Source organism: Chitinimonas sp. (assembly GCF_036568685.1).
Taxonomy (GTDB): Bacteria; Pseudomonadota; Gammaproteobacteria; order Burkholderiales; family Chitinimonadaceae; genus Chitinimonas.
This window is the reverse complement of record NZ_DATCSC010000148.1, coordinates 1-22,718: the sequence shown is the minus strand read 5'-3', so window position 1 is coordinate 22,718 and position 22,718 is coordinate 1. Positions and strand designations below refer to the sequence as shown.

The 22,718-nt window shown below is 64.8% G+C and carries 20 protein-coding genes; 5 read left to right on the top strand and 15 right to left on the bottom strand.

Features of this window, described 5'->3' with window-relative positions; genetic code table 11:
* The first annotated feature begins 139 nt into the window (after positions 1-139).
* Positions 140-1,081, top strand: a complete 942-nt coding sequence (locus VIM95_RS21970; RefSeq protein WP_331990026.1) for a diguanylate cyclase — start codon at positions 140-142, stop codon at positions 1,079-1,081.
* Between the two features lie 5 nt (positions 1,082-1,086).
* On the opposite strand, the gene VIM95_RS21965 is transcribed toward VIM95_RS21970, so the two are convergent.
* The 4 genes from VIM95_RS21965 to VIM95_RS21950 form a co-directional block, all read right to left on the bottom strand.
* Positions 1,087-1,626, bottom strand: a complete 540-nt coding sequence (locus tag VIM95_RS21965; protein ID WP_331990024.1) for an RNA polymerase sigma factor — start codon at positions 1,624-1,626, stop codon at positions 1,087-1,089.
* 15 nt (positions 1,627-1,641) lie between these two features.
* Positions 1,642-2,607: a DedA family protein/thiosulfate sulfurtransferase GlpE gene (locus tag VIM95_RS21960; RefSeq protein ID WP_331990022.1), complete on the bottom strand. Its 966-nt coding sequence runs from the start codon at positions 2,605-2,607 to the stop codon at positions 1,642-1,644.
* Positions 2,608-2,712: 105 nt separating this feature from the next.
* Entirely contained in the window at positions 2,713-3,807 is a 1,095-nt protein-coding gene (locus VIM95_RS21955) for a DUF748 domain-containing protein (RefSeq protein ID WP_331990020.1), read from the bottom strand.
* Between the two features lie 79 nt (positions 3,808-3,886).
* On the bottom strand, positions 3,887-4,570 hold the full coding sequence (locus VIM95_RS21950) for a hypothetical protein (RefSeq protein ID WP_331990018.1): 684 nt from the start codon (positions 4,568-4,570) through the stop codon (positions 3,887-3,889).
* Between the two features lie 221 nt (positions 4,571-4,791).
* On the opposite strand from VIM95_RS21950, the gene VIM95_RS21945 reads away from it, so the two are divergent.
* Together VIM95_RS21945 and VIM95_RS21940 are read left to right on the top strand one after the other, a co-directional pair.
* A complete protein-coding gene (locus tag VIM95_RS21945) occupies positions 4,792-5,628 on the top strand; it encodes a hypothetical protein (RefSeq protein WP_331990016.1) in 837 nt (278 codons plus the stop codon).
* 88 nt (positions 5,629-5,716) lie between these two features.
* A complete protein-coding gene (locus VIM95_RS21940; protein ID WP_331990014.1) occupies positions 5,717-5,938 on the top strand; it encodes a hypothetical protein in 222 nt (73 codons plus the stop codon).
* Between the two features lie 23 nt (positions 5,939-5,961).
* Here the strand turns inward: VIM95_RS21940 and VIM95_RS21935 are convergent, their stop codons facing one another.
* The 10 genes from VIM95_RS21935 to VIM95_RS21890 form a co-directional block, all read right to left on the bottom strand.
* Positions 5,962-7,092 carry a sorbosone dehydrogenase family protein gene (locus VIM95_RS21935; protein WP_331990012.1) on the bottom strand — a complete coding sequence of 377 codons (1,131 nt, stop codon included), beginning with the start codon at positions 7,090-7,092 and terminating at the stop codon, positions 5,962-5,964.
* Positions 7,093-7,165: 73 nt separating this feature from the next.
* On the bottom strand, positions 7,166-8,449 hold the full coding sequence (locus VIM95_RS21930; protein WP_331990010.1) for an Nramp family divalent metal transporter: 1,284 nt from the start codon (positions 8,447-8,449) through the stop codon (positions 7,166-7,168).
* A 123-nt stretch (positions 8,450-8,572) separates the two neighbouring features.
* Positions 8,573-9,628 (bottom strand): chemotaxis response regulator protein-glutamate methylesterase, encoded by a 1,056-nt coding sequence (locus VIM95_RS21925; RefSeq protein ID WP_331990008.1) that lies wholly within the window; start codon positions 9,626-9,628, stop codon positions 8,573-8,575.
* A gap of 11 nt (positions 9,629-9,639) precedes the next feature.
* Entirely contained in the window at positions 9,640-10,266 is a 627-nt protein-coding gene (gene cheD, locus VIM95_RS21920) for a chemoreceptor glutamine deamidase CheD (protein ID WP_331990006.1), read from the bottom strand.
* Positions 10,263-11,147, bottom strand: a complete 885-nt coding sequence (locus tag VIM95_RS21915; RefSeq protein WP_331990004.1) for a CheR family methyltransferase — start codon at positions 11,145-11,147, stop codon at positions 10,263-10,265. Before VIM95_RS21915 ends, cheD begins: the two co-directional genes overlap by 4 nt.
* Positions 11,148-11,149: 2 nt before the next feature.
* Complete coding sequence (locus VIM95_RS21910) at positions 11,150-12,850, bottom strand: methyl-accepting chemotaxis protein (RefSeq protein ID WP_331990002.1); 1,701 nt, start codon at positions 12,848-12,850, stop codon at positions 11,150-11,152.
* A gap of 28 nt (positions 12,851-12,878) precedes the next feature.
* Entirely contained in the window at positions 12,879-13,364 is a 486-nt protein-coding gene (locus tag VIM95_RS21905) for a chemotaxis protein CheW (protein ID WP_331990000.1), read from the bottom strand.
* Between the two features lie 45 nt (positions 13,365-13,409).
* Positions 13,410-15,686 carry a chemotaxis protein CheW gene (locus VIM95_RS21900; RefSeq protein ID WP_331989998.1) on the bottom strand — a complete coding sequence of 759 codons (2,277 nt, stop codon included), beginning with the start codon at positions 15,684-15,686 and terminating at the stop codon, positions 13,410-13,412.
* An 80-nt stretch (positions 15,687-15,766) separates the two neighbouring features.
* Positions 15,767-16,132, bottom strand: coding sequence for a response regulator (locus VIM95_RS21895; protein ID WP_331989996.1), 366 nt, complete (start codon positions 16,130-16,132; stop codon positions 15,767-15,769).
* 45 nt (positions 16,133-16,177) lie between these two features.
* Positions 16,178-17,323: a methyl-accepting chemotaxis protein gene (locus VIM95_RS21890; RefSeq protein ID WP_331989994.1), complete on the bottom strand. Its 1,146-nt coding sequence runs from the start codon at positions 17,321-17,323 to the stop codon at positions 16,178-16,180.
* A 163-nt stretch (positions 17,324-17,486) separates the two neighbouring features.
* Here VIM95_RS21890 and VIM95_RS21885 point away from each other — a divergent pair, with 163 nt between their 5' ends.
* On the top strand, positions 17,487-17,882 hold the full coding sequence (locus VIM95_RS21885) for a hypothetical protein (RefSeq protein WP_331989992.1): 396 nt from the start codon (positions 17,487-17,489) through the stop codon (positions 17,880-17,882).
* A gap of 60 nt (positions 17,883-17,942) precedes the next feature.
* Here the strand turns inward: VIM95_RS21885 and clpB are convergent, their stop codons facing one another.
* Complete coding sequence (gene clpB / locus VIM95_RS21880; protein WP_331989990.1) at positions 17,943-20,525, bottom strand: ATP-dependent chaperone ClpB; 2,583 nt, start codon at positions 20,523-20,525, stop codon at positions 17,943-17,945.
* Between the two features lie 325 nt (positions 20,526-20,850).
* Between clpB and VIM95_RS21875 the strand changes: the two genes are divergently transcribed.
* Positions 20,851-22,718 (top strand): methyl-accepting chemotaxis protein (locus VIM95_RS21875; RefSeq protein ID WP_331989988.1); only part of this gene is annotated, 1,868 nt, incomplete at its 3' end.

Sequence of the window (22,718 nt, the reverse complement as noted above, 5' to 3'; positions counted from 1 at the left end):
GTGAGAATCAATCTACTAAAGATGAGGCCGATTTTGCCGATCATCAAGGGGATACCGTGATCTCGCCGAAACCGACTGCTTGTAGACCAGTCGCGCCGGCCAGCGGCTATGCTGAAACCTGGAATGGGTAGGCGCTGTGATGAATGCGACTGAGGCCCGGCCCTTGCCGGATTTATTGCTGCAGTACCTGGCACTGAGCGATCAGGGCGTTCTGGTGCTGGATGCCGACGATCGGTTCCGCTATGTAAACGCGGCCGCGGCCACCTTGTTCGAGCTCGATGAGACGGCCCTGCTGGGGCAGGTGCAGGGGCATGAGGTGTTGATGCGACGGATCTATGCCCAGCACGCCGTGGCCAAAACGGCCTGGCCGACCGTGGAGTCCTGGCTGGCGCATACACATGGCCGCTACCGTTCTACCCCCACGCGCAGCTTTGAGCTGGATCTGCAGGATGGGCGCAGCCTCTTGGTGACCGAGCAGCTCTGCCCTGGGGGCGAGCTGGTCATGCACTGCAGCGATGTCACCCGTCAGAAGGATGCCGAGCAAGCCTTGCGGCAGGTGCAGGCCGACCTGGAGCGGCTGGCGCTGAGCGACGAGCTGAGCGGTCTGCCCAACCGCCGCAACTTCCTGCAGCAGTTGCGGCAGGAGTTTGCCAAATCGGTGCGCCATCTACGCCCGCTCTGTCTCGCGGTGCTGGATATCGATTACCTCAAGAAGGTCAACGACCACTATGGGCATGTGGCTGGGGATGAGGTGCTGCGGCACTTTGCCCAGCTCATGCGCGAGCAGTTGCGTACCGGTGACGTGTTGGGCCGGCTGGGGGGCGGGGAGTTTGGGGTGCTGCTGCCGGAGACAGGCATCGACGATGCCCTGCTGGTACTCAACCGTATGGCCGAAGCGCTCGCCGGTCAGCGGCTGGAGCAGATTGCGCCGGACTTCGGTTACGCCTTCTCGGGTGGGCTGGTGGAGCGGTTGGACCACGCCGGGCTCGACTGCGGTGGCCTGATGGTGCTGGCTGACCAGGCGCTGTATGAAGCCAAGGCGGCGGGGCGAGGCCGCATCACGAGCTACCGCTGGAACTAGCGGGGCTAGGGCTGCAGCATCATCTCTGCACCCAGCAGCAACTCGCGGGCTTGCAGGCGTGCGCGGTGCAGCCGGCTCTTGGCGGCGGCCGGGGTGAGGTCGAGTTCGGCGGCGATCTCGGCGATGGTCTGCTCTTCGAAGTCGCGCAAGAGAATGATCTGGCGATAGTCCTCGGGCAGTGCTTCCATGGCGCGGACCAGCTCCAGCCGCAGGGCATCGTTGCTACGCGCCGCCAGCCAGTTCTCCAGCTTTTCCTCGTCATAGGGATCGAAGCCCAGGGTCTTGCGGCCCAGCCGGCGGCACTCCCGCTGTACCGTCTTGAACAACCAGCTCGACAGGGCTGCCAGGGCGCGTAGCGAACCGAGCTTGCGCGACAGCACCAACAGGGCTTCCTGAACCGCGTCGTCCACGTCGCTGATCATGCAGTGGCGCTGGGCATAGCGGCGGATATCGGGCTGGCAGAGGTGCAGGAGGCGCGCCAACGCCTGCTTGTCACCGGCACGGGCCGACTCGAGCAGTGGCAGATCCAGCTCGCTCAGTTTCATGGCAGGCTTGCCTGCTCAGGCGGGATGATTGAGTGGCTGGCCGTCGTCGTTGGCGGCGTCTGCCTGCGGGTGTTCAGCCAGCCAGGCATCCAGGCCACCGATCAGCGGCCGGACCTTGGTATAGCCCTGTTGTTGCAACAGGCGAGTGGCCTTGGCGGCAGAGGCTTCGTTGGGGCAGCTGCAATAGAACACGATCTCGCGGTCCTTGGGGACGTCGGCCAGCATGTGGCGGACTTCTTCCAGTTCCATCTCCAAGGCGCCGGGTATGCGCCGCGGGTCGCCCTCGCGCAGGCTGGCCGAGCGTACGTCGACGATCAACGGAGCCTGCCCCTTGTCGAACAGCCTGCGCAGCTCAACTACGTCGATGCGATGTTTGCGCACAAAGCGCAGCAAGGTCTGCCGTTCCAGCCAGCGGTAGGTGATATAGAGCGCGAACAAGCTGACGATGACCAGCAGGGCCAGGCTGCCGATGGATTCCAGCGCGGTGATGACGGCATCCACCTGCCGGTGCAGCAGGGCGCCGGCGGCAATGGCGCTGCCAGCCCAGATGGTGGTGCCCAGGGTGTCGAACAGGACAAAGCGACCGGCCGGCAGGCCCATGGCCCCCGCCAGCGGTGAGGCCACCGAGGAGAGGCCGGGAATAAAGCGTGCCACCAGCAGCGAGGCAGCGCCCCAGCGGGTGAAAGCATTGCTGGTACGGCTGACGCAGGAATCCGGCGAGATGGAGATGCGGCACATCAAGGCCAGGATGCGAATGCCGAAGCGCCGGCCAGCCAGGAACCAGACGAAGTTGGCCATGCCGGAGGCCAGTACCGCCAGGATCAGCACCGTGGGCCAGTAAAGGCGTCCATCGGCCGACAGCGCACCGGCGACCAGCAGGCCGGGGATGGCCGGCAGGGGTACGCCCAGCTGCTCGAGCAGGATATTGATGAAGACCAGCAATGGACCATGTTGGTCGAACAGATCGATCAGTTGCTGCACGCGCGCTCTCGCTAGGCTGGTGGGTGGGGATCACCCTACAGGTCTTACTTTACGCCTGTAGGCGTAGAGATGGGGACGACACATGGCTATTGCCAGTGCTGGAGGCTACTGCCCGAACAATTTCTTCACACCTTCAGTAAGGCTGCCGGCGGTATTGCCTACGCCCTTGGCCAAACCTTCGATACTCACCCCCAGGCTGCTGGCGAGCCCAGCGCCTATGCGCATGGCCAGCTGCTCATTGAGCGAGAAGCGCGGGTCGTTGAGATTGCCTTCCAGGGTGAACTTCAGGTCGATCACGCCGTTGCGGTCCTTGAGCGCGCCGACCACGGCGCTGCGTGGCACGCCCATGATGGCGCTCCAGGCGCCACCGCGTGATTCCAGCTCCAGATTGGCGAGGCGGATCTGGCCGGGGGCATGCAGATGCTGCTGGTGCACGGTCGAATCGATCTGCATATCGAGCTTACCGGTACGGATGCCGGTATCGGCTGCCTTGATCAGATAGGGCTTGAAGGCCAGCAGATCGACCTGCTGCAGGCGGGTGTGCAGTTCCGACTCCTTGCTGGCGAGCTCGCTCCAGCCTTCTATGCTCAGCGTGCCGTCGCTCTGCACGCCCTTGACCACACCTTGCAGGGTGATCTGGGTGCGGCTGTCCAGGGCCGGTAGATTAAGGTTCTCGACCTTGGCATTGACCTGCTCCAGCCTGAGCTTGTGGGCGGGTTTGTGGACCGAGGCGTCGAAGAATTCGAGCACCGCCTCCTTGAGCACCACGCTACCGATGGCCAGCTTGGGACTGCTGCCAGCGGCAGCCTCTTGAGCGGCGGCCACCTTGGGTTGTTCGAGCAGGCTGGGCAAGAGGCGCATAGGCCCCTTGGCGGGGCGCAGTACCGAAAGGTAGGCACCCTCGACCGTGATACGGCTGACCTTGAGTTCGGACGAGACCAGCGCCCGCAGGTCGGGCTCTACCCTGATCAGGCTGGCATGCAGGGTTTCCTCGGCTGGCCAGCCCTCAGGGGCGCGGATGCTGAGGTCGCGCACTTCGACCGCCGACCAACCCAGGCTGACCTCGCCTATGGTGCTGTCTTGCCCCAGGGCGGCGATGACCTGGCCCTTGAGGGCCTGGGCGGCGAAATGGATGCCGACGGCGGCAAGGACGGCAAGCGCGAGGAGGCCCACGAGGGCGTAGGTGGCAAACTTCTTCAAACCGGTCTTTCTGCAACAGCGAGGGCACTGCCACCATTATAAGTGGCCCCGCCTAAGGCGCACCTCACCGTAGCTTCGTTTAATCATCGACCAGGCGGAAGGAGAAAGGCACCTGCAACTGGATGACCCGCCCCTGGCCCTTGCACTGCAGCCGCGGCACGGCCTTGCTGGCAAGCCGGGCAGCGGCCTGGTTGCTGGCCGATTTGACCTGTACCTGACGGGTCTCGCCGTCCGGGCCCAAGGTCAGCAGCAGGACGACTTCGGCCGAGCGTATGCCCTCGGCCTCTGCCAATACGGCGAAGCGGTCACCCAGCCCCTCCTTGACGCCCTCGTAGTTGGCGCAGACCACCCCGACCTGGGGTAAGGCAGGGGCCTGGGCCGTGGGTGGTGCCGGCGGCGTCGGCACCGTGCTGACCGGTGGGGGCGCCGGGCTGAAGGGCACCGGTTCCGGTGGCGGGGTCGTGCTGACGACGGTGATGGCGTTGGCGGGTGGCGGTACGCTGACCTTGACCTCTGGCGGTGCGATATAGGAAGGCGGCGGCGGGGCCTTGAGCGGCGGCGTAGGTACCGCTTCTTCCAATGGTGGCGGCGGTGGCGGCGGCGTCTCGATCAGCTTGGCCTCGACCGGGCCATGTACCAGCTGGACCAGGCGCTGGGCGGTGCCGGTCAGCAAGGCGTAGACGATAAAGGCATGCAACAGGGCGGTACTGCCGAGGCTGACGAGACGCCTGCGGTAGTCGCTGCGCGTGGGTGCGAAATCCATGGATCGCTCCGCCACGTCGTTGCTCCCCCTGGGGTCCTGGCCTGTTCCGGCAACTGCCGTAGCGCCTTTGTGAGGCCCTGACGGATGGACGCGCCGATCCTGACGTTGGACGGACCGACCCGTTTTCGACATCGCTACGACCGATTCAGTTCCGGGGAGTCGCGCCGGCCGGGGTAGAGCGGCTATCCTTGCGGCATTGTCATCATTGCCAGGATTGCGTCATGAAGCAGGTTGAACTGGTCTGGGTCTCCAACAGCCCGGATTGGGAGGATGTCCACGGTCGCTCGGACCAAGTGAACTACCAGGACGGCAAGGTGCGCATCGTCTATTCGGGTGCAACCGACGATAACGGCCACTATGAGGGCCATTTCGAGTTGTCGCTCAGCCAGGGCATGCAGGCGATCGAAGGGGAGTACACCGTGTTCCCGCCCAGGAACGCCGCCGAGCACTTCAACCAGGTGGTGAGCTTTGGCCTGACCGGTCAGATCAAGACCGATGCGCAGGGCCGCCACTATTTTGCCGGCATCTGGGACGAGGGTGGCATCGCCCAGGAATTCAAGGTTGGCCCGCTGCAACTGGCGGGTGAGGCAAGCGATGGTGCGGGGGACGCCGCGTTGGATGAGGCGGTGTTCCGCGTGGACCTGCTGGATGCATCTGCCCTGCCGCCCGAGCTGGTGCAGCAGGTGCAAGCCCTGCGCGAGTTCGAGCTGGCCAGCGCGCCACTGATGCAGACCGTGGCCGGTGTGACCGCCTTTGCAGACTTCGAGCGGCTGTTCACTAACCTGGCGGCGCTGATGCAGGCAGTCAAGCTGCGCCTGGATGCCTGCCTGGCAGGGCAGGATTCGGCCGAAGCCGTGGTGACCTACCTGCGCGATGAAGCCTCGCTGCAATTGGAACAACTGCTGGACCAGGGGGCCGCGGCCAACTTGCCACCCGCGCCGCCCGAGCTGGCGGCCTTTATGGCCGATATCGAAGCGTTGGCCGAGAACCTGCAGGTAGCGGTCATGCGCGAGGGCTATACCTTGTGCAAGGTATGGCTGGGCCTTGTCGACGAATAGGGTGCGTGGCTTGAAAGTGACCCGCAATGGGCCCATCTGTGAGGAAGACACAGGCCGTTTCGGCCTGTAGCCCCGGATCTCAGCCGCGATGTACGCCGACTTTCTCACTGCCATCAAGGCCAGCTTGCCGCTGGCCCCGGTTGCCATCGCCCAGCAGGGCGATGGCTGGTACGCCTACAACCCGACCACCACCAGTGTCGATGAAGAGACGCCACATGTGTTGCTGACGCAGCAGGGGGCGTTGATGGCGCTCAATGCTGCGGGCACACGGGTTTTACAGACCTTGGCGTTTACCGGCGGTCACGCCTAGGGCTGTCCTGGCCAATTCCGGCGTTAGCCGGCGTAGCGCACGCGATAGATGGCGCCCGCCAGGTCATCGCTGATCAAGAGCGAACCATCGGGCAGGTTGAGTACGTCCACCGGCCGGCCCCAGACCTTCTCCTTGCCGTCTTCCTGCTGCAGCCAACCTTCGATAAAGACCTCGTGCTGGCTGGCGCGACCCTTGTTGTCCAAGGTCACCCGTACTACCCGGTAACCGCTCTTCTTGCTGCGGTTCCAGGAGCCATGCTCGGCGATAAAGATATTGCCGCGGTAGGCGGAGGGGAACTGCTGGCCGGTATAGAAGCGCATGCCCAGCGAGGCCACGTGGGCGCCAAGCTTGACCACCGGGGCGGTGAATTCGCTGCAGCGGCGTTGGCCGCCGAACTCCGGGTCGGGCGAGTCGCCCTGGTGGCAATAGGGGTAGCCGAAGTGCTGGCCGGGCTTGGTCAGGTGGTTGAGTTCATCGCTGGGCAGATCGTCACCCAGCATGTCGCGGCCATTATCGGTGAACCAGAGGCTGCCGTCCCCGGGCTGCCAATCAAAACCCACCGTATTGCGCACGCCGCGGGCTACTACCTCGACGGCGCTGCCATCGGGCTTTATGCGCTGGATATTGGCGTACTGCGCTTCATCGGGCTTGCAGATATTGCAGGGTGCGCCGACCGGTACATAGAGCCAGCCGTCCGGGCCGAAGGCGATGAATTTCCAGCCGTGGTGGGTCTCGGTGGGGAAACGATCGGCGACGACCACCGGCAGGGGCGGGTTGGCCAGCTTGTCGTCGATACCATCGAGCCGGACGATCTTGGATACCGCCGAGACATAGAGGTTGCCATCCTTGTAGGCTACGCCCACCGGCATGGTCAGGCCGCTGGCGATGGTACGCACCTGCTTGGCCTTAGCCTCGGCCAGTTCAACCGCGTAGACCTTGCCGGCGCTATTGCTGCCGACGTAGAGCACGCCTTTGCCTTCGGCATAGCGGCCCAGGGTCATGGCGCGGGCGTTGGGCACCTGGTCGGTGAGGACTTCGATCTGAAAGCCCTTGGGCAGGCGCAGCTTGTCGAGCGGCAGATCGGCGGCGTGGCTTGGCAGCAGCGTACCGAGCAGGGCGGTAGCGAGTGGCAGCAGGCGGCGGGTCAAAGACATGGCAGGCCTCGGCAGCGGGAGTACAGCCGGCATTTAAGCACGGCTGTTTCCCGGCTGTATCGCCTTGTCGGCTTCAAGCGGCCAGCGAGGCGTAGATCAGGTAGAGGTTGAGGCCGATGATGACCGTGGTGGCGCCGCCAGCCAGCAACTTGCCTTGAGGGCCGAGGGCGAACTGACCGGCGATGTCGCGGCGCGAAACCAGCAAGACCAGCGGTACCAGGGCAAAGGGCAGGGCGACGCCGAGTACCACTTGGCTCCATACCAGCAGGCCATCCGGGCTATCGCTGCCGCGCAGCGTGATCAGGGCGATGGCCAGGGCCACGGCGGCAAAGCGGGTCAACACGCTGCGCTGCTGATTGGAAGCATGTGCACGCTCGAAGCCCTGGCTCAATACCTGGCCGGCCATGACGCCGGTGATTGCCGAGCTTTGGCCGGCGGCATACAGGGCCAGCGCGAAGATCAAGGCGGCGCCAAAGCCCAGGTGGTCGCGCATGGCGGCATAGGCACCGTCAAGGCTGGATACGCCCTCGCTACCGGAGAGCGAGGTCGCGGCCACGATCAGGATGGCGGCGTTGACGGCCATGGCCAGGATCAGCGAGATCACCGTGTCGTTGCGAGCGAAGCGGTAGGCGACAGCGCGCTGTGCGGCGGGAATGGCACGGGCACGCTTGGCCAATTCGCCGGCGTGCAGGTAGAGGTTGTGCGGCATCAGGGTGGCGCCCAGTATGCCCAGTGCGATCATCAGGCCCGAGGCATCGCCCAGTGCCGAGCCGACCTGGCCCATGCCGCTGACGACCTGGCGCGGATCGGGCGAGACCTGGAACAAGAGCAGCAGGAAGGACAGGGCCACCAGGCCTACCAGCGCGTGGATCAGGGCTTCGTGGCCACCCTGGCGCAGCTTGGCCAGCGACAACACGGCCACGGTGCCGAGGGCGGTGACGCCCACGCCATAGGCGATGGGCAGGCCGAACAGGAGCCGCAATGCGGCGGCACCGCCGACCAGTTCCGCCAGGGCGGTGGCCAGGATGGCGGCCTCGCCGGCCAGCCAGGAGGCGGTGGCAAGCGGCTTGGGCAGATGGCGGCGGGTCAGGGTGGCGAGGTCTTCGCCGGTGGCCAGGGTGAGGCGGGCGACCAGCAACTGGAAGCCGACTGCCAAAAGGCTGGCCAGCAGTACGACCGGCAGCAGGCCATAAGCGAAGCCGGCGCCACCGGCAATGTCGGTGGCCCAGTTGCCCGGGTCCATATAGCCCACGGCAACCAGGAGACCGGGACCGACCAGGCCGCGCAAGGAGGCGAGGGTGACACGGTCGGCCTGCAGCTTCTGGCCGCCGGAGACGGCGAGGATCAAGCGGGTCATGATGGGCTCCTGCTGCTTTTCTTGAATAGTGCCGCCATCATGAGTAGTGCGCTAACTTTTATCCAATTGATAATTGTTCTCGGCATTATTGGACAAAGCTATGGGGCCGATATGGCGCCTGGTTCAATCGCCCAAGAGCCGTAGCAGGGTGCCGGCAATATTGTCGAGCGGTAGTATTTCGTCCACCGCACCGGCACGTATGGCCTCCTTGGGCATGCCGAAGACCACGCAGCTGTCTTCGTCCTGTGCCAGGTTGTAGGAGCCCGCCCGCTTCATGGCCAGCATGCCCTGGGCACCGTCGGCCCCCATGCCGGTGAGCATGACGCCGATGGCGCGCTTGGGAGTCAATCTGGCGACGGCCTCGAACAGTACATCCACCGCCGGGCGGTGGCGGTTGACCCGCTCGGTGGCGAGCAAGCGGCAGCAGAGGTGCCCGGTCTCGCGCTCCAGCGAGAGGTGGTAATCCCCCGGGGCGATATAGACATGGCCGGGACGCAGGCGCTCGCCATGCTCGGCCTCCTTGACCTTGAGTGCGCAGATGCCGTCCAGCCGGCGGGCGAACGGCTGAGTGAAGGCGGGTGGCATATGCTGTACCACCACGATGGGGGGCATCTCGGCCGGCAGGCCCAAAAGCAAGGTCTGCAGTGCCTGGGTACCGCCGGTTGAGGCGCCGATGGCGACAAGGCGGGTATGCATGGCGTTGCTGCTGGCGCCAGCCACCGTGGTGGCTGGGCGAGGGGCCGGCACAGCAGGGCGCGGCCGAGGCTGGGCAATGCGGGCACTGGCGGCTATGCGCAACTTTTCGATGATCTCTTCGCCGGCCTCGCGCAGGCCACGCTGCAGGTCCATGCGTGGTTTGGCCACGCAATCCACCGCACCCAGCTCCATGGCCCGCAGGGCGATATCCGAGCCCGATTCGGTCAGGGTGGAGATCATGATGACCGGGGTGGGCTTGAGGCGCATCAGTTTGTCGAGGAAGTCGAGCCCGTTCATCTTGGGCATCTCGATATCCAGCGTGATGGCATCCGGCGAGAGTGCGCGGATCAGCTCGCGCGCCGCCAGCGGGTCGGGGGCGGCGCCGACCACCTCCATGTCCGGCTCGCTGTTGATGATCTCGGTCAGCAATTTGCGCATCAGGGGCGAGTCGTCCACGACCACGACGCGTATGGTTTTTCTCATGGCTTCGTCCCTTACGAGTCCGGCTGGAACAGCTCCACGCTGCCCTCCAGGCGGTCGCGCTGCAGATGGGTGCGGTACTCCATTTCGCGCTGCAGGATGGTGTCGTTGTGCAGCACGTTCAGCTTCTTGACCATGACTTTGCCGCTGTCGCCAAAGAAGTAGACCTTGCGTGGGCGCAGGCCCAGCAGGTCTTCGGCAACGATGGGTATGCCTTCCTCGTGCAGATAGCGCTGGATGAATTCCGCGTTGCGGCGGCCGATATTGACCGCGCCCATGCCGTGCAGCACGTCGCCGCCGCCGAATACCTTGGCCTCGACATAGCGGCGCTCGGCACCGAGCTTGAGCATGTCGTTGAACAGTGCCTCCATGGCAAAGGCGCCGTAGCGCGTGGGCAGGCCGACCACAGGGTGGGGCGGGTTGTCGCCGCGTCCGTCCGGCAACATGAAGTGGTTGAGCCCGGCTACGCCATGCACGCGATCGCGCAGGCAGACCGCCACACAGGAGCCCAGTACGGTGACCAGGAGGGTGCCACGACCAGTGGCGTAGTACTCGCCGGGCAGGATCTTGGCCGCCTCGCGCTCAAAGTGCTTGTCGAAGTAGCGGTTGGGAGCCGGCTTTTCGCTGTGCTCGAGGCTCATGGCCGGCTCCCGCCGTGCTTGAGCCGGTAGGCGGTCTTGCCGACTGTCTCCAGTGCCAGGCCGCTGCCTTGTGGATTCTCCGAATGCCCCAAAAAGAGCACGCCCTCGGGCTTGAGGTGGCGGACCAGCCGGCTGGTCAGCTGGTATTGGTCCTCGCGCTTGAAGTAGATCAGTACATTGCGGCAGAAGATGAAGTCGAAGTGGCCGGCGATGGGCCAGCGCGGGTCGAGCAGATTGCAGGGCAGGAAGTGCAGCATGGCGCGGAGCTCGGGCCGTACCCGCGCATAGCCATGGCGCTTGCCGGTGCCGCGCTGGAAGAATTGCCTGAGCCGTTCGCGCGGCAGCTTGGCCAGCCTCTCCAGCGAATAGATGCCTTGTTCGGCATGCGCGAGGGCGCGGGTATCGATATCGCTGGCGACGATCTCCACCGGCGGGTTGTAGCGGCCGTAGCTCTCTACCACGGTCATGGCCAGGGTATAGGGCTCTTCGCCGGTCGAGGCGGCCGCGCACCAGATGCGTACCGGCTCGTTGTGCGGGCGGTGCTCCGCCAGCAGTTCAGCCAGTTGCTCAAAATGGTGCGGTTCGCGGTAGAAGGCGGTGAGGTGCGTGGTCAGGGCGCTGGTGAAGTCTTCCCATTCCGGGTGGGTAGTGTCACGACGCAGCAGGGTCAGGTAGGCGGAGATGCTGGGCAGGCCCAGTGCGCGTACCCGCTTGGCCAGGCGGTTGTAGACCATGTGCTGCTTGCAGTCGGCCAGCGCCACCCCGGCCCGCTCGCGGATCATCTCGCGGGCGAGCTGGAAGTCGCTGCCGGAATAGGCGAAGTCGCGCGCTGCGCTGACGAGGCGCGGCGCGACTTGCTCGTCGTCGGGCCGGCCGGCCAAGCTCAGAATTCCGACCAGTCGTCGTCATCCCCCTTGGCCGCGGGCTTGCTGCTGACCGGTGCCGGGTGGTGGGCGGCTTTGACGGGTTTGGCGGCGGGTTTTGCAGCGTGCTTGATGGCGGGCCGCGCAGCTGGACGGGGCGCTGCCAGGCTGCGGCTCATGCTGACCTCCAGCTTGAAGCGGTTGACCGCCTCCATCAAAAGGCTGGCCTGGTCCTGCAAGGACCCTGCCGCCGCGGCGGCTTCCTCGACCAGGGCGGCGTTCTGCTGCGTCACCTCGTCCATCTGGGTAACGGCGGTGTTGACCTGTTCGATGCCGGAGCTTTGCTCGGCCGAGGCGTTGGAGATCTCGCCCATGATGGTGGTGACCTTGCGGATGCTGCCGACCACTTCTTCCATGGTGACGCCGGCGCGGTCCACCTGGGCGGTACCGGTGGTGACGCGGTCGACCGAGTCGCTGATCAGGGCTTTGATCTCCTTGGCCGCAGCGGCCGAGCGTTGCGCCAAGCTGCGTACCTCACCCGCTACCACGGCAAAGCCGCGACCCTGCTCGCCGGCCCGGGCGGCCTCGACCGCGGCGTTGAGGGCCAGGATATTGGTCTGGAAGGCGATGCCGTCGATCACGCCGATGATGTCGACGATCTTCTTGGACGATTCGTTGATCTCGGCCATGGTGGTGACCACCTGGCCGACCGCCTCGCCGCCGCGCTGGGCGATGGTACTGGCGCCCTCGGCCAGCCGGTTGGCCTCGCGGGCGTTCTCGGCGTTCTGCTTCACGGTCGAGGTCAGCTCTTCCATGCTGGCGGCGGTCTCCTCGAGGCTGGCGGCTTGTTCCTCGGTACGCTGCGAGAGGTCGATATTGCCGGCGGCGATCTCTTGCGAGGCGGTATTGATGGTCTCTACGCTGTTGCGGATGTCGCCGACGATCTGTACCAGGCCGTCGTTCATGGCCTTGAGCGCCTTGATCAGCTGGCCGGTCTCGTCATTGCGGTCGGTCTGGATCTTCTGCGTCAGGTCGCCCGCTGCGACCGCCTCTGCCAGGCTGACTGCCTGCCTGACCGGGTTGACTACCGAGCCGGTGATGAACCAGGCGGCGCCGATGCCGATCACGATGGCGACCAAGGCCATGATCAGCATCTGCGTGCGTGCCGCCTCGTAGGAGGCCAGCGCGATGTCGCTCTGCGCCTTCATCTTCTCTTCCTGGGTCGCGATCAAGGCGTTGACCGCATCGAACAGCTTGACCTGCTGTTCCCTGACCTTGGTAGTCAGGAGTTGGCCGGCAATCTCGTTCTCGTTCTTGAGGGCATGCTCGACCATTTCGTTGACTACAGCCTTGAATTGATCGTCGATCGCGCTGATGCTGGCCAGTTGCTGGCGGGTTTCTTCGGTACGGGCGCTGCTCTTCAGTTCCTCCAGCGACTTGGCAAAGCGCTCGCGGCCCGACGACAGGTCCTGTTTGCGTGCCGCCATGCCCGCCGCGTCGGTGTAGATGATCAGGTCGCGTGCGGCGACCAGTCTGGCATTGAGCGCGTCTATCATCTTGTTCGCCAGCTTGAGCTGCTGCATGCGGTGGACGGTGATGTCGTTGATCTGGTCCGCCAGCATGGACATGCGGCTGACCCCCAGCCCGACCATGACCAGCATAAGCAGCAATACCAGGCCGAATCCAAGGCCAAGGCGAACGCCAATTTTCCAGTTCTTCATTGCTTGATCCCTTTCCCAGATTTACGGCTCAGGCTGCGTCCGACAGATTTGCCACCAGCTCCATGTCCCGGCTGGTCATCAATTTTTCGATATCCACGAGGATCAACATCCGCTCGTCCACCGGTGCGAGGCCGACGATGTAGGCGGTATCCACGGCGGCGCCAAACTCCGGTGTGGGCTTGACGATGTTGTCGGTCAGTGCGATCACGTCCGAGACGCCGTCCACCACCGCGCCGGTTACCCGGCCTGCGAGGTTGAGGATGATGACCACGGTGAATTCGGTGTAGCTCGGCTCGCCTAGGGCAAACTTCACCCTGAGGTCGATGATGGGCACGATGGCGCCGCGTAGATTGATGACGCCAAGGATGAAGGGCGGCGTGTTGGCGATGCGCGTGGGCGGCTCGTAGCCGCGTATCTCCTGCACCTTGAGGATGTCGATGGCGTATTCCTCGGCTCCCAGGGTGAAGACCAGGTGTTCACGGCTGGCTGCGTTGTTGCTGGTATTGAACTCCATGCCCACTCCTTGCTTTGCTGTCGGCCGCAGGGGCCCCGTTCTGGCTCAGCCGCCGCGGACCTTCGCCAAGGCGCTGACGTCGATGATCAGCGCCACCCGGCCGTCGCCGAGTATGGTGGCGCCCGACATGCCCGGTACCCGCCGGTAGTTCGACTCCAGGTTCTTCACCACCACCTGCTGCTGGCCCAGCAGCTCGTCCACCCACAGGGCGATCTGCTGGTTGCCGGCATCGATCAGCATGACGATGCCTTCGGTCGGGTCCTGCGAGCGTGGGGCACAGCCCACGACCTCGTGCAGGGCGATCAGGGGCAGGTATTCGTTGCGTACCTGCACCACGCGGCCTCGGCCGGTGACGCTCTTGCACTGTTCGGCCTGGGGCTGCAGCGATTCGCGTATGGCGTTGAGCGGCAGGATGTAGGTCTCGCCGCCGGTGCCGACCAGCATGCCGTCGAGGATGGCGAGGGTCAGCGGCAGGCGGATGCGCATGGTGGCACCGACGCCAGCCATGGATTCGATCTCCACACTGCCGCCCATGGACTGGATGTTCTTGCGCACCACGTCCATGCCCACGCCGCGGCCGGAGACATCGGTGACCTCGGCGGCGGTGGAGAAGCCGGCTTCGAAGATCAGCATCCAGACCTCGGCATCGCTCAGGTTGTCTGCCACCGGGAGGTTGTTCTCCTTGGCCTTGGCCAGGATGCGTTCGCGGTTGAGGCCGGCACCATCGTCGCGGACCTCGATCACCACATTGCCGCCTTGCTGGAAGGCACACAGGGTGAGCAGGCCGGTCTCCGGTTTGCCACGGGCCAGGCGGACCTCGGTAGACTCGATGCCGTGGTCCAGGCTGTTGCGCACCAGGTGGGTGAGCGGGTCGGCCAGCTTTTCGACAAAGCCTTTGTCGAGCTCGGTCTGCTCGCCAACGAGACGCAACTCGATCTTCTTGCCCAGCTTGGCGGCGAGGTCGCGCACGACGCGCGGGAAGCGGCTGAACACGGTGGAGACCGGCACCATGCGGATGGACATGACCGATTCCTGCAGCTCGCGGGTATTGCGCTGCAGCTGTTCTATGCCCTGCAGCAGGCGGGTGTGCTGCAGCGGGTCGAGCCCGGCTGCGCTCTGTGCCAGCATGGACTGGGTGATGACCAGCTCGCCGACGAAATTGAGCAACTGGTCCACCTTGTTGACGTCCACCCGGATGGTGGCGCCCTCGGCCTTGTCGGTGGCGCGGCGCTGTGGTGTGGCGGCGGGGTCGGCTGCCTTGGCGGAGCCGGCTCCACTTGCTGCTGCAGGCGGGGCAGCTTGGGCTGCCGCCTGCTGCGCTTGGGCAGTCTTGAGCGCATTGGGGTCGAGGAAGCCGTAGGCCACACCTTCGGTACCGGGTGGGGCATCTGGCGAGACATTGGGCAGGGGTTCGAAGAAGCCGTATTCATCCGCTTTGGCCGTGGATGCGGCGGCAGGTGTGGCCGCTTCCGGCACGGGGGCAAAGAAGCCGAACTCCACCTCTTCACCGCTGGCGGGAGCCGCTACGGCAGCATCGTCGAAAAAGCCGTAAGCCTCGCCGCCGGCATCGGCAGCCGGGGCAGGTTCGTCGTCGAAGAAGCCGAAGGCCTCGCCTTCGCTAGCCAAGGGGGCAGCAACCCCTTGCGGCTGCAGGGTGTAGCGCTCGGGCGGCAGCACGAAGCCCAGGGTGTCGTCCAACTCCTGCTGGCTGTCATCGCTGATGATTTCGTATTCCAGCCGCAGGCTGCCGTCCTGCTCGCTGCGCGTGAGTTCATGCACTTCGCCGAGGTTGGCGAGCGAGGCAAGCAGGGCGCTGTGGTTTTCATCCGGATCCAGCCGCAGGCTCAAGAGCCAGCGGCCGCTACCTGCGGGTTGCGCCACCTCTGCGGGTGCCTGGGGAGCCACTGCGGACGCAGCCTCCGGCGCCCCGCTGGCGCTGGCTTCGATGGCCTGCAAGGCCTGGGTGACTTCGGCCACCGCGGCCGGGTCGGCCGCCGCACCGTCGCGATGGACCGCGACCATGCCGGCCAGTACGTCGGCGGTACGCAGGAACACGTCCACCATGTCCGAACGCAAGGCCATGGTGCCCTTGCGCACCCGGTCCAGCAGGTTTTCGAGTATATGGGTGAGCGAGGCGAGGTCCTCGAAGCCGAAGGTACCGGCCCCACCCTTGATCGAGTGGGCCGCCCGGAAGATGGCATTCAGGTCCTCGGCTTCGGGCGCAGCCAGATCCAGGCCCAGCAGCAGGGTCTCGAAATTGGCGAGGTGCTCCTCGGCCTCCTCGAAGAAGGCGCCGAAGAACTTTGAGAGGTCTATCTCCATCCCAGCCCCCAGTTTTGCAGCCTTGGCCGCGCGGGTGTTCTGTCCTTGGGTATTGCTTGCGCCGGAGCATGCCGGCCCTGCTAGCCGATCAGTTTGCGGACCACGTCGATCAGGGTTTGCGGGTTGAAGGGTTTCACGATCCAGCCGGTGGCGCCGGCGGCCCGACCCTGTGCCTTCATTGCGTCGCTCGATTCCGTGGTCAGCATCAGGATGGGTGTGCTTTTGTAGCTGGGCAGACCGCGCAGCGCCTTGATCATGGTGAGGCCGTCCATGCCCGGCATGTTCTGGTCTGTGATGATCAGCGCGCAGCTGGTGCTCTTGGCCTGGGATAGACCGGCGTTGCCGTCACCGGCCTCGATCACCTGGTAGCCCGCGTTCTTGAGGGTGAAGCTCACCATTTGGCGTATGGAGGGCGAGTCATCGACGGTCAGTATGGTCTTCATCACATCCTCGTTTTTTGTCGTCTTCGCTATGGTTGAGTGAGGCGGGAGTTAGAACAGCTCGATGTCGCCCTGGCCTATGCTCTGCTGGGCTACCGGGTTGTGTGCCAGCGCCGCTTCGGTATCGGCCACCACGGCCTGAAAGCGCGCCAGCGCTTCGCCACCCTGGCCGCGCAGCAGCGCTTCGCGGCAGGTGCCGGCGGCTTCGACCACGGTCTGTAAGGCGTCCACCCGGCGGCGGGCGTGGGCCAGCAACTGGTTGACCATGTCCTGGAACTGCAAGGCCGTGGTGGCGCTGGCGATGCCGTTCTCGGTGGTGCGGGCGATCTCGCCCAGGGAGCCCAGGGCCTGGCTCTGGCCATCGTTGAGATGGCGCAGGTCCACAAGGGTCTTGTCCACATGGTGTTGCACGCGGTCGGCCTCGTCGCCCTGCCGGCTGGCGAGGTTGCTGGCGGCCGCCTCCATGTTCTGGATACTGGCGCGCACGCCACCCATGCGCTCGCGTATACGCTCGCTGAAGTCGCGGGTGTATTGCGCCAGCTTGTGGACTTCCTCTGCCACCACCACGAAGCCCCGTCCGGCTTCACCGGCGCGAGCGGCCTCGATATTGGCGTTGAGTGAGAGGAAATGGATCTTCTTGGCAATGTCGTCGAGACCGGTCAGCTGCTCGATCATGTCGTTGACCTTGGTCCCCATGACCAGCATCTCCTCAGTGAGGTGTTTGGCGGTGGTGGTGTTCTCGGCCATCAGCTTGCCGATGGTGCAGAGGGTGTCGCCGGTCTCGTTGATCAGGCTCTCGGCGCCACCGGACTCGCCACCGCTGAGGGTGCCGAGGGCAATGTCCTGCTGTTGCCGGGAGGAGACCGCGATGACGGTGAAGCTCTGGGTGAGGGTGGCGATGGCTTCGTCGAGGATGGTTTGTACGCGTTGGACTTCCTCATTTGCCGCCTGGGTCTGGCGGCCGACCAGTTGCTTGAGGGTCTGCTCCAGCTGCGGGTCCAGCTGCCTGCCGTTCTCCGCCGGGCGTTCCATGGCCTGGGTGGTGGGGTAGCCTGCAGTCGGCTGCCCGGCCGGGCGCCAAAGTGCGAAGGCCAACGCCAGGAGGGCGGGCAGGGGCATCAGCCAGGCGGGCGTGGAAATGAGCAGCAGCAGGCCGCTCAGCAACAAGGCCAGCACGAGTACGACGATGCGGAACAAGCGTCTCTCCCCAAGCTATGTTCAGGCCACCCTCGAGCAAGAGGGTCCGTACTCGTTATCAGTAGTAAGATCGGATATTGCAAGCCCGCCGCGGGGGAAGCGCCGCGCGGTGGCAGGGAGGGGACCGCTAGAGTGGTCCTCTAGGGACGAAACCGCAGACGGGATGAGTGCCATGTTTGGCCTGGGACGCAAGAAGGACCCCTATACGACGATCAGTTGCAAGGGGCGCAAGTTGGATGGCCAGGCCGTGCTGGCCTTGGTGGTACAGGAGCTGGACCTGCCGGCCATCGTCAAGAAGGTCGATACGCTCGACTACTGCAGCCGTGTCTCCTTCGGCAAGATCTACCAGAAGCCGGGCACCCTGCTGGCTGACAACAATACCGAGGACCAAGGCTATAGCGCCCGCTACGACAAGATCACCCGCTCGCTCGGGGTGAACCTGCGGCAGGGCTTCATGCGCCAGACACTGGTCTTTGCAACCCGCGAGCCGGAGCAGCTGTGTGCCGAGCTGGGTCTGAGCATGGAAGTGGATACGCCGCCCGAGCCGACGGTGAGCTGAGCCTGATGCCAGACAAGAAAAAGCCCGATCCGAGGATCGGGCTTTTTATGCTCCAGCGATTTAAGCCTGCTTGGCAAAGCGCAGATTGCCGTCGACGTAGTCGACCTGGACCGTGTCCTTGGCGGCAAAGGCGCCACCGAGGATGGCCTTGGCCAGCGGGTTCTCGATCTCGCTCTGGATCGCCCGCTTGAGCGGCCGGGCACCATAGACCGGATCGAAGCCGGCGGTGGCGATATGGGCCAGCGCCGCGTCGGTGACCGTCAGACCCATGTCCATGGCCGCCAGGCGGCCCTGCAGGCGTTGCAGCTGGATGCGGGCGATGCCGGCGATCTGGCTCTCTCCCAGGGCATGGAAGACCACCACCTCGTCGATACGGTTGAGGAATTCCGGCCGGAAGTGGGCCTTTACCTCACCCATCACAGCCAGCTTGACCAGCTGGTAGTCGCCGGTCGCCATGGTCTGGATATGCTGTGAACCCAGGTTGGAGGTCATCACGATCACGGTGTTCTTGAAGTCGACGGTGCGGCCCTGGCCGTCGGTCAGGCGGCCGTCGTCCAGTACCTGCAAGAGCACGTTGAAGACATCCGGGTGGGCCTTCTCGACCTCGTCCAGCAGGATCACGCTATACGGTTTGCGCCGCACGGCCTCGGTCAGGTAGCCACCTTCCTCGTAACCCACATAGCCCGGAGGTGCGCCGATCAGGCGGGCCACCGAGTGCTTCTCCATGAATTCGCTCATGTCGATGCGGATCAGGTGTTCGTCCGAATCGAACAGAAAGGTCGCCAGCGCCTTGGTCAGCTCGGTCTTGCCTACCCCGGTGGGGCCGAGGAAGAGGAAGGAGCCATAGGGGCGGTTGGGGTCGCCCAGACCGGAGCGCGAACGGCGGATGGCGTCGGCCACCAGCGTGACGGCCTCGTCCTGGCCAACCACGCGCTGGTGCAGCGCGTCCTCCATCTTGAGCAGCTTGTCGCGCTCGCCCTCCATCATCTTGCTGACCGGAATGCCGGTGGCACGGGAGACCACCTCGGCAATCTCCTCGGCACCCACCTGGGTACGCAGCAGCTGGTTCTGGCGCTCGCCACCTTCGCTCGCCTCGGCGGCATGCAGCTTGGCCTCGAGTTCGGGCAGCTTGCCGTACTGCAGCTCGCTCATCTGCTGCCAGTCGCCCTTGCGGCGGGCTTCTTCCATGGCATTGCGCAGCTTGTCGATCTCTTCGCGGATGGCTTGCGAGCCCAGCACGGCGGCCTTCTCGGACTTCCAGATCTCTTCCAGGTCGGAGTATTCCTTCTCCAGTTCACCGATCTCGGTCTCGATCAGGCCCAGACGGCGGCGCGAGGCCTCGTCCTTTTCCTTCTTGACCGCTTCGCGCTCGATCTTGAGCTGGATCACGCGGCGCTCAAGCTTGTCCATGACCTCGGGCTTGGAGTCGATCTCCATCTTGATGCGGGCGCCGGCCTCGTCGATCAGGTCGATGGCCTTGTCCGGCAGGAAGCGGTCGGTGATGTAGCGATGGCTCAGCTCGGCGGCGGCGACGATGGCCGGGTCGGTGATCTCCACTCCATGGTGGATCTCGTAGCGCTCCTGCAGGCCGCGCAAGATGGCAATGGTGTCCTCGACCGAGGGTTCGTCGACCAGCACCTTCTGGAAGCGGCGCTCCAGTGCGGCGTCCTTCTCGATGTATTTGCGGTATTCGTCGAGCGTGGTGGCGCCCAGGCAGTGCAGCTCACCGCGGGCCAGCGCCGGCTTGAGCATATTGCCGGCGTCCATGGCGCCTTCGGCCTTGCCGGCGCCGACCAGGGTATGGATCTCGTCGATAAAGACGATGGTATTGCCCTCGTCCTTGGCCAGCTCGTTCAGCACCGCCTTGAGACGTTCCTCGAATTCGCCGCGGTACTTGGCACCGGCCAGGAGGGAGGCGAGGTCGAGCACCAAGAGCTTCTTGTGCTTGAGTGATTCGGGCACCTCGCCGTTGACGATGCGCTGCGCAAGGCCTTCGACGATGGCGGTCTTGCCCACGCCGGGTTCGCCGATCAGGACCGGGTTGTTCTTGGTACGGCGCTGCAGTACCTGGATGGCGCGGCGGATCTCGTCGTCCCGGCCGATCACCGGGTCGAGCTTGCCCTGCCGAGCGCGTTCGGTCAGGTCCAGGGTGTACTTGCTCAGGGCCTCGCGCTTTTGCTCGGCATCGGCACTGTTGACCGCTTCGCCGCCACGCACTGCGTCCACCGCGGCGGTGATCGCTTCCTTTTTGCCGCCGTATTCCTTGAGCAGGCGGCCGGTTTCGCCCTTGTCCTCGGTCAGCGCGAGCAGGAAGAGGTCGGAGGAGATGAATTGGTCGCTCCGCTTGGTGGCGGCCTTGTCGGTCAGGTTGAGAAGGTTGGCCAGCTCCTTGGAGATGCTGATCTCGCCACCATTGCCGCTGACCTGCGGCAGGCGCTTGATGGCGCCGTCCAGCGCGGTCTTGAGCGGCTGGACGTTCACGCCGGCGCGGGCCAGCAGGGAAGCGGCGCCCGATTCGGCGTCGTTCAGGAGCGCCAGCAAGGTGTGCTGGGGTTCGATATAGGCGTTGTCATTGGCCAGCGCGAGCGACTGGGCGTCGGCGATGGCTTGCTGGAATTTTGTAGTCAGTTTGTCGTAGCGCATGGTTGCTACTCCCTGTGTGTCGATGCCACCTAGTTGGGGAGGCCAAAGCCGGTTTTCAAGTCAGCCGTCATGGCTCGTGGTGGCGGTTTCCCATCCGCAATCGGTGGTGCTTGTCCGAAATATCGCCGCATGGGCTCGGGTAGGACTTGATCTAGATCATTGATCTGTAAGGTCTATCCGCGCTTAAATATAAGCAGGTATTAATATTGCTGGGTTGATCTACTTAACGATGAATATTGCAAGTTATTCGTTTTCGTAGTTGCTTTTTTGCAACCTCAAGCCGCTTTCTGCGGCCGCATGATCTTTATACGAGGCAGACATCTCCATGCGCATCATCAACATGCTCGATACCCGACGATTGGCGACCCAGGTACTGATCGCCATCCTCTGCATCACTACCGTGGTCACCGGCGTGGCCACCGTCTTCCTGGCGCGCGACGTGCTGGCGACGGCCGAGGACAATACCGGCAAGAACACCCAGGACGTGCTGGTCTCGGTCTCCAAGACCCTGGAGCTGGCCTATGCCTCCGCAGCGCGCCAGGCCGAGCAGCAGATGGGGACCTTTGAGCGGTTGATGGGCGGGCCGATTGTGCCGGCCGAGGCGCGCACGGTTACCGGCGACGCCGGTGAGATTTTGACCGTGAAGGCGGGGGATACGGTGCTGAACGGCAACCTGGGCGTGCTGCAGCAGATGAAGCAGCTCAACGGGGTAGAGGCGGCAGTACTGATCCAGGATGGTGGGCGCTGGATACGCGCGGCCACCTTGCTCAAGGACAAGACCGGCAAATCGCAGGTCGGTTCGGTGATTCCGGATAATGAGTTCAGCGCCAAGACGCTGAACGCGGGCGAGCAGGCGACTTCGGTGGTCAAGCGTGCCGGCAAGTGGTACGCGCTGCATGTCAAATCCATCAAGGACGGCAGTGGCAAGGTCTATGCAGGGCTTACCACCCGTGTTGACCTGAGTGCGGACATGGCAGGCGTGCTGGATTTTGTGGCGCAGAGCCGGATGGCTGATGGCGTGGGGCAGTTCCTGGTACTGGCCCCGGCGGAGGGCGGGCAGGAGGTGCTGGTGGCGCCGCCCGGTGAGGGCGATGCGGCGGCACGCAAGGCGCTGTTCAAGCGCATAGCCGCGACCGAGCAGGGTTTTGAGACGACCCGCGACTGGCGTGCGGGTGGCGTCGACTACCTGGCCTGGAAGCATGTGCCGGCATGGAACTGGACGCTGGCGGTGGTCGGGGCCAAGTCGGGTTTTCTTGCGGATGAACACCGCCAGCTGACCCAGCTGGTGCTGGTATTGCTGGGTTCGGCCGCCTTGACCGGTCTCTTGACCTATCTCTTGATGCGCCGCGCCTTGCGACCCGTGGGGCAGTTGGTGGAAGGCATTACCCGCTTGGGCGAGGGTGACCTGACCCGCGACGTGGCCGAGGGGCCGCGTGCTTCGGCCAACGAGATCCACCGCATGGCGGTACAGACCAATGCTGCCCGTGAGCGCATGGCGGCCTTGGCCAAGCGTATCCGCCTGGCGGGCGATGCGGTGGGCGAGGGCAGCGGCCAGACCTTGGGTGCCTTGCAGCAGATCGACGCCAGCGCCCGGGTGCAGAGCGAGGCAACCAATAGCGTGGCCGCTGCAATCGAACAGCTGTCGGTGTCGATTGCCCAGGTGGCCGACCATACCCGCCAGGCGCATGCCGCCTCGCAGTCTTCGCATGCCGCGGCCGAGCGTGGTCACGAGGTGGTGGGCCGTACCGTGACCGATATCACCAGCCTGGCCGACCGCATTGCTGCTTCGGCCGCCCAGGTGGAAGGGCTGGATGCCGCCTCGCGTGAGATATCGCGCGTGGTCAGTGCGATCAAGGAGGTGGCCGAGCAGACCAATCTCTTGGCGCTCAATGCCGCCATCGAGGCGGCCCGTGCCGGGGAGACCGGCCGCGGCTTCTCGGTGGTGGCCGACGAGGTGCGCCTCCTGGCCGAACGGACCAAGGTGGCGACCCATGAGATCGGCGACCTGATCAACCGGGTACAGGCACAGTCCGGTCAGGTGGCCAGCGCCATGCGCGAGGCGAACGGCCATATGCAGCGTTCGGCCGAATCGGCCGGCGAGATTGGCGACGTGCTGGCGGAGATCCGCGACGCCGCCGGCAGTACCGCCAGCGTGGTGGCCGATATCGCCAACGCGGCGCTGGAGCAGCGCGC

What these genes read in the sequence shown, in the direction of transcription:
- VIM95_RS21935 (WP_331990012.1), bottom strand. Translation starts at nt 7,092, where the DNA reads ATGTCTTTGACCCGCCGCCTGCTGCCACTCGCTACCGCCCTGCTCGGT.
- VIM95_RS21885 (WP_331989992.1), top strand. Translation starts at nt 17,487, where the DNA reads ATGAGTGCCATGTTTGGCCTGGGACGCAAGAAGGACCCCTATACGACG.
- cheD (WP_331990006.1), bottom strand. Translation starts at nt 10,266, where the DNA reads ATGAGCCTCGAGCACAGCGAAAAGCCGGCTCCCAACCGCTACTTCGAC.
- VIM95_RS21970 (WP_331990026.1), top strand. Translation starts at nt 140, where the DNA reads ATGAATGCGACTGAGGCCCGGCCCTTGCCGGATTTATTGCTGCAGTAC.
- VIM95_RS21965 (WP_331990024.1), bottom strand. Translation starts at nt 1,626, where the DNA reads ATGAAACTGAGCGAGCTGGATCTGCCACTGCTCGAGTCGGCCCGTGCC.
- VIM95_RS21940 (WP_331990014.1), top strand. Translation starts at nt 5,717, where the DNA reads ATGTACGCCGACTTTCTCACTGCCATCAAGGCCAGCTTGCCGCTGGCC.
- VIM95_RS21925 (WP_331990008.1), bottom strand. Translation starts at nt 9,628, where the DNA reads ATGAGAAAAACCATACGCGTCGTGGTCGTGGACGACTCGCCCCTGATG.
- VIM95_RS21905 (WP_331990000.1), bottom strand. Translation starts at nt 13,364, where the DNA reads ATGGAGTTCAATACCAGCAACAACGCAGCCAGCCGTGAACACCTGGTC.
- VIM95_RS21900 (WP_331989998.1), bottom strand. Translation starts at nt 15,686, where the DNA reads ATGGAGATAGACCTCTCAAAGTTCTTCGGCGCCTTCTTCGAGGAGGCC.
- VIM95_RS21945 (WP_331990016.1), top strand. Translation starts at nt 4,792, where the DNA reads ATGAAGCAGGTTGAACTGGTCTGGGTCTCCAACAGCCCGGATTGGGAG.
- clpB (WP_331989990.1), bottom strand. Translation starts at nt 20,525, where the DNA reads ATGCGCTACGACAAACTGACTACAAAATTCCAGCAAGCCATCGCCGAC.
- VIM95_RS21950 (WP_331990018.1), bottom strand. Translation starts at nt 4,570, where the DNA reads ATGGATTTCGCACCCACGCGCAGCGACTACCGCAGGCGTCTCGTCAGC.
- VIM95_RS21930 (WP_331990010.1), bottom strand. Translation starts at nt 8,449, where the DNA reads ATGACCCGCTTGATCCTCGCCGTCTCCGGCGGCCAGAAGCTGCAGGCC.
- VIM95_RS21910 (WP_331990002.1), bottom strand. Translation starts at nt 12,850, where the DNA reads ATGAAGAACTGGAAAATTGGCGTTCGCCTTGGCCTTGGATTCGGCCTG.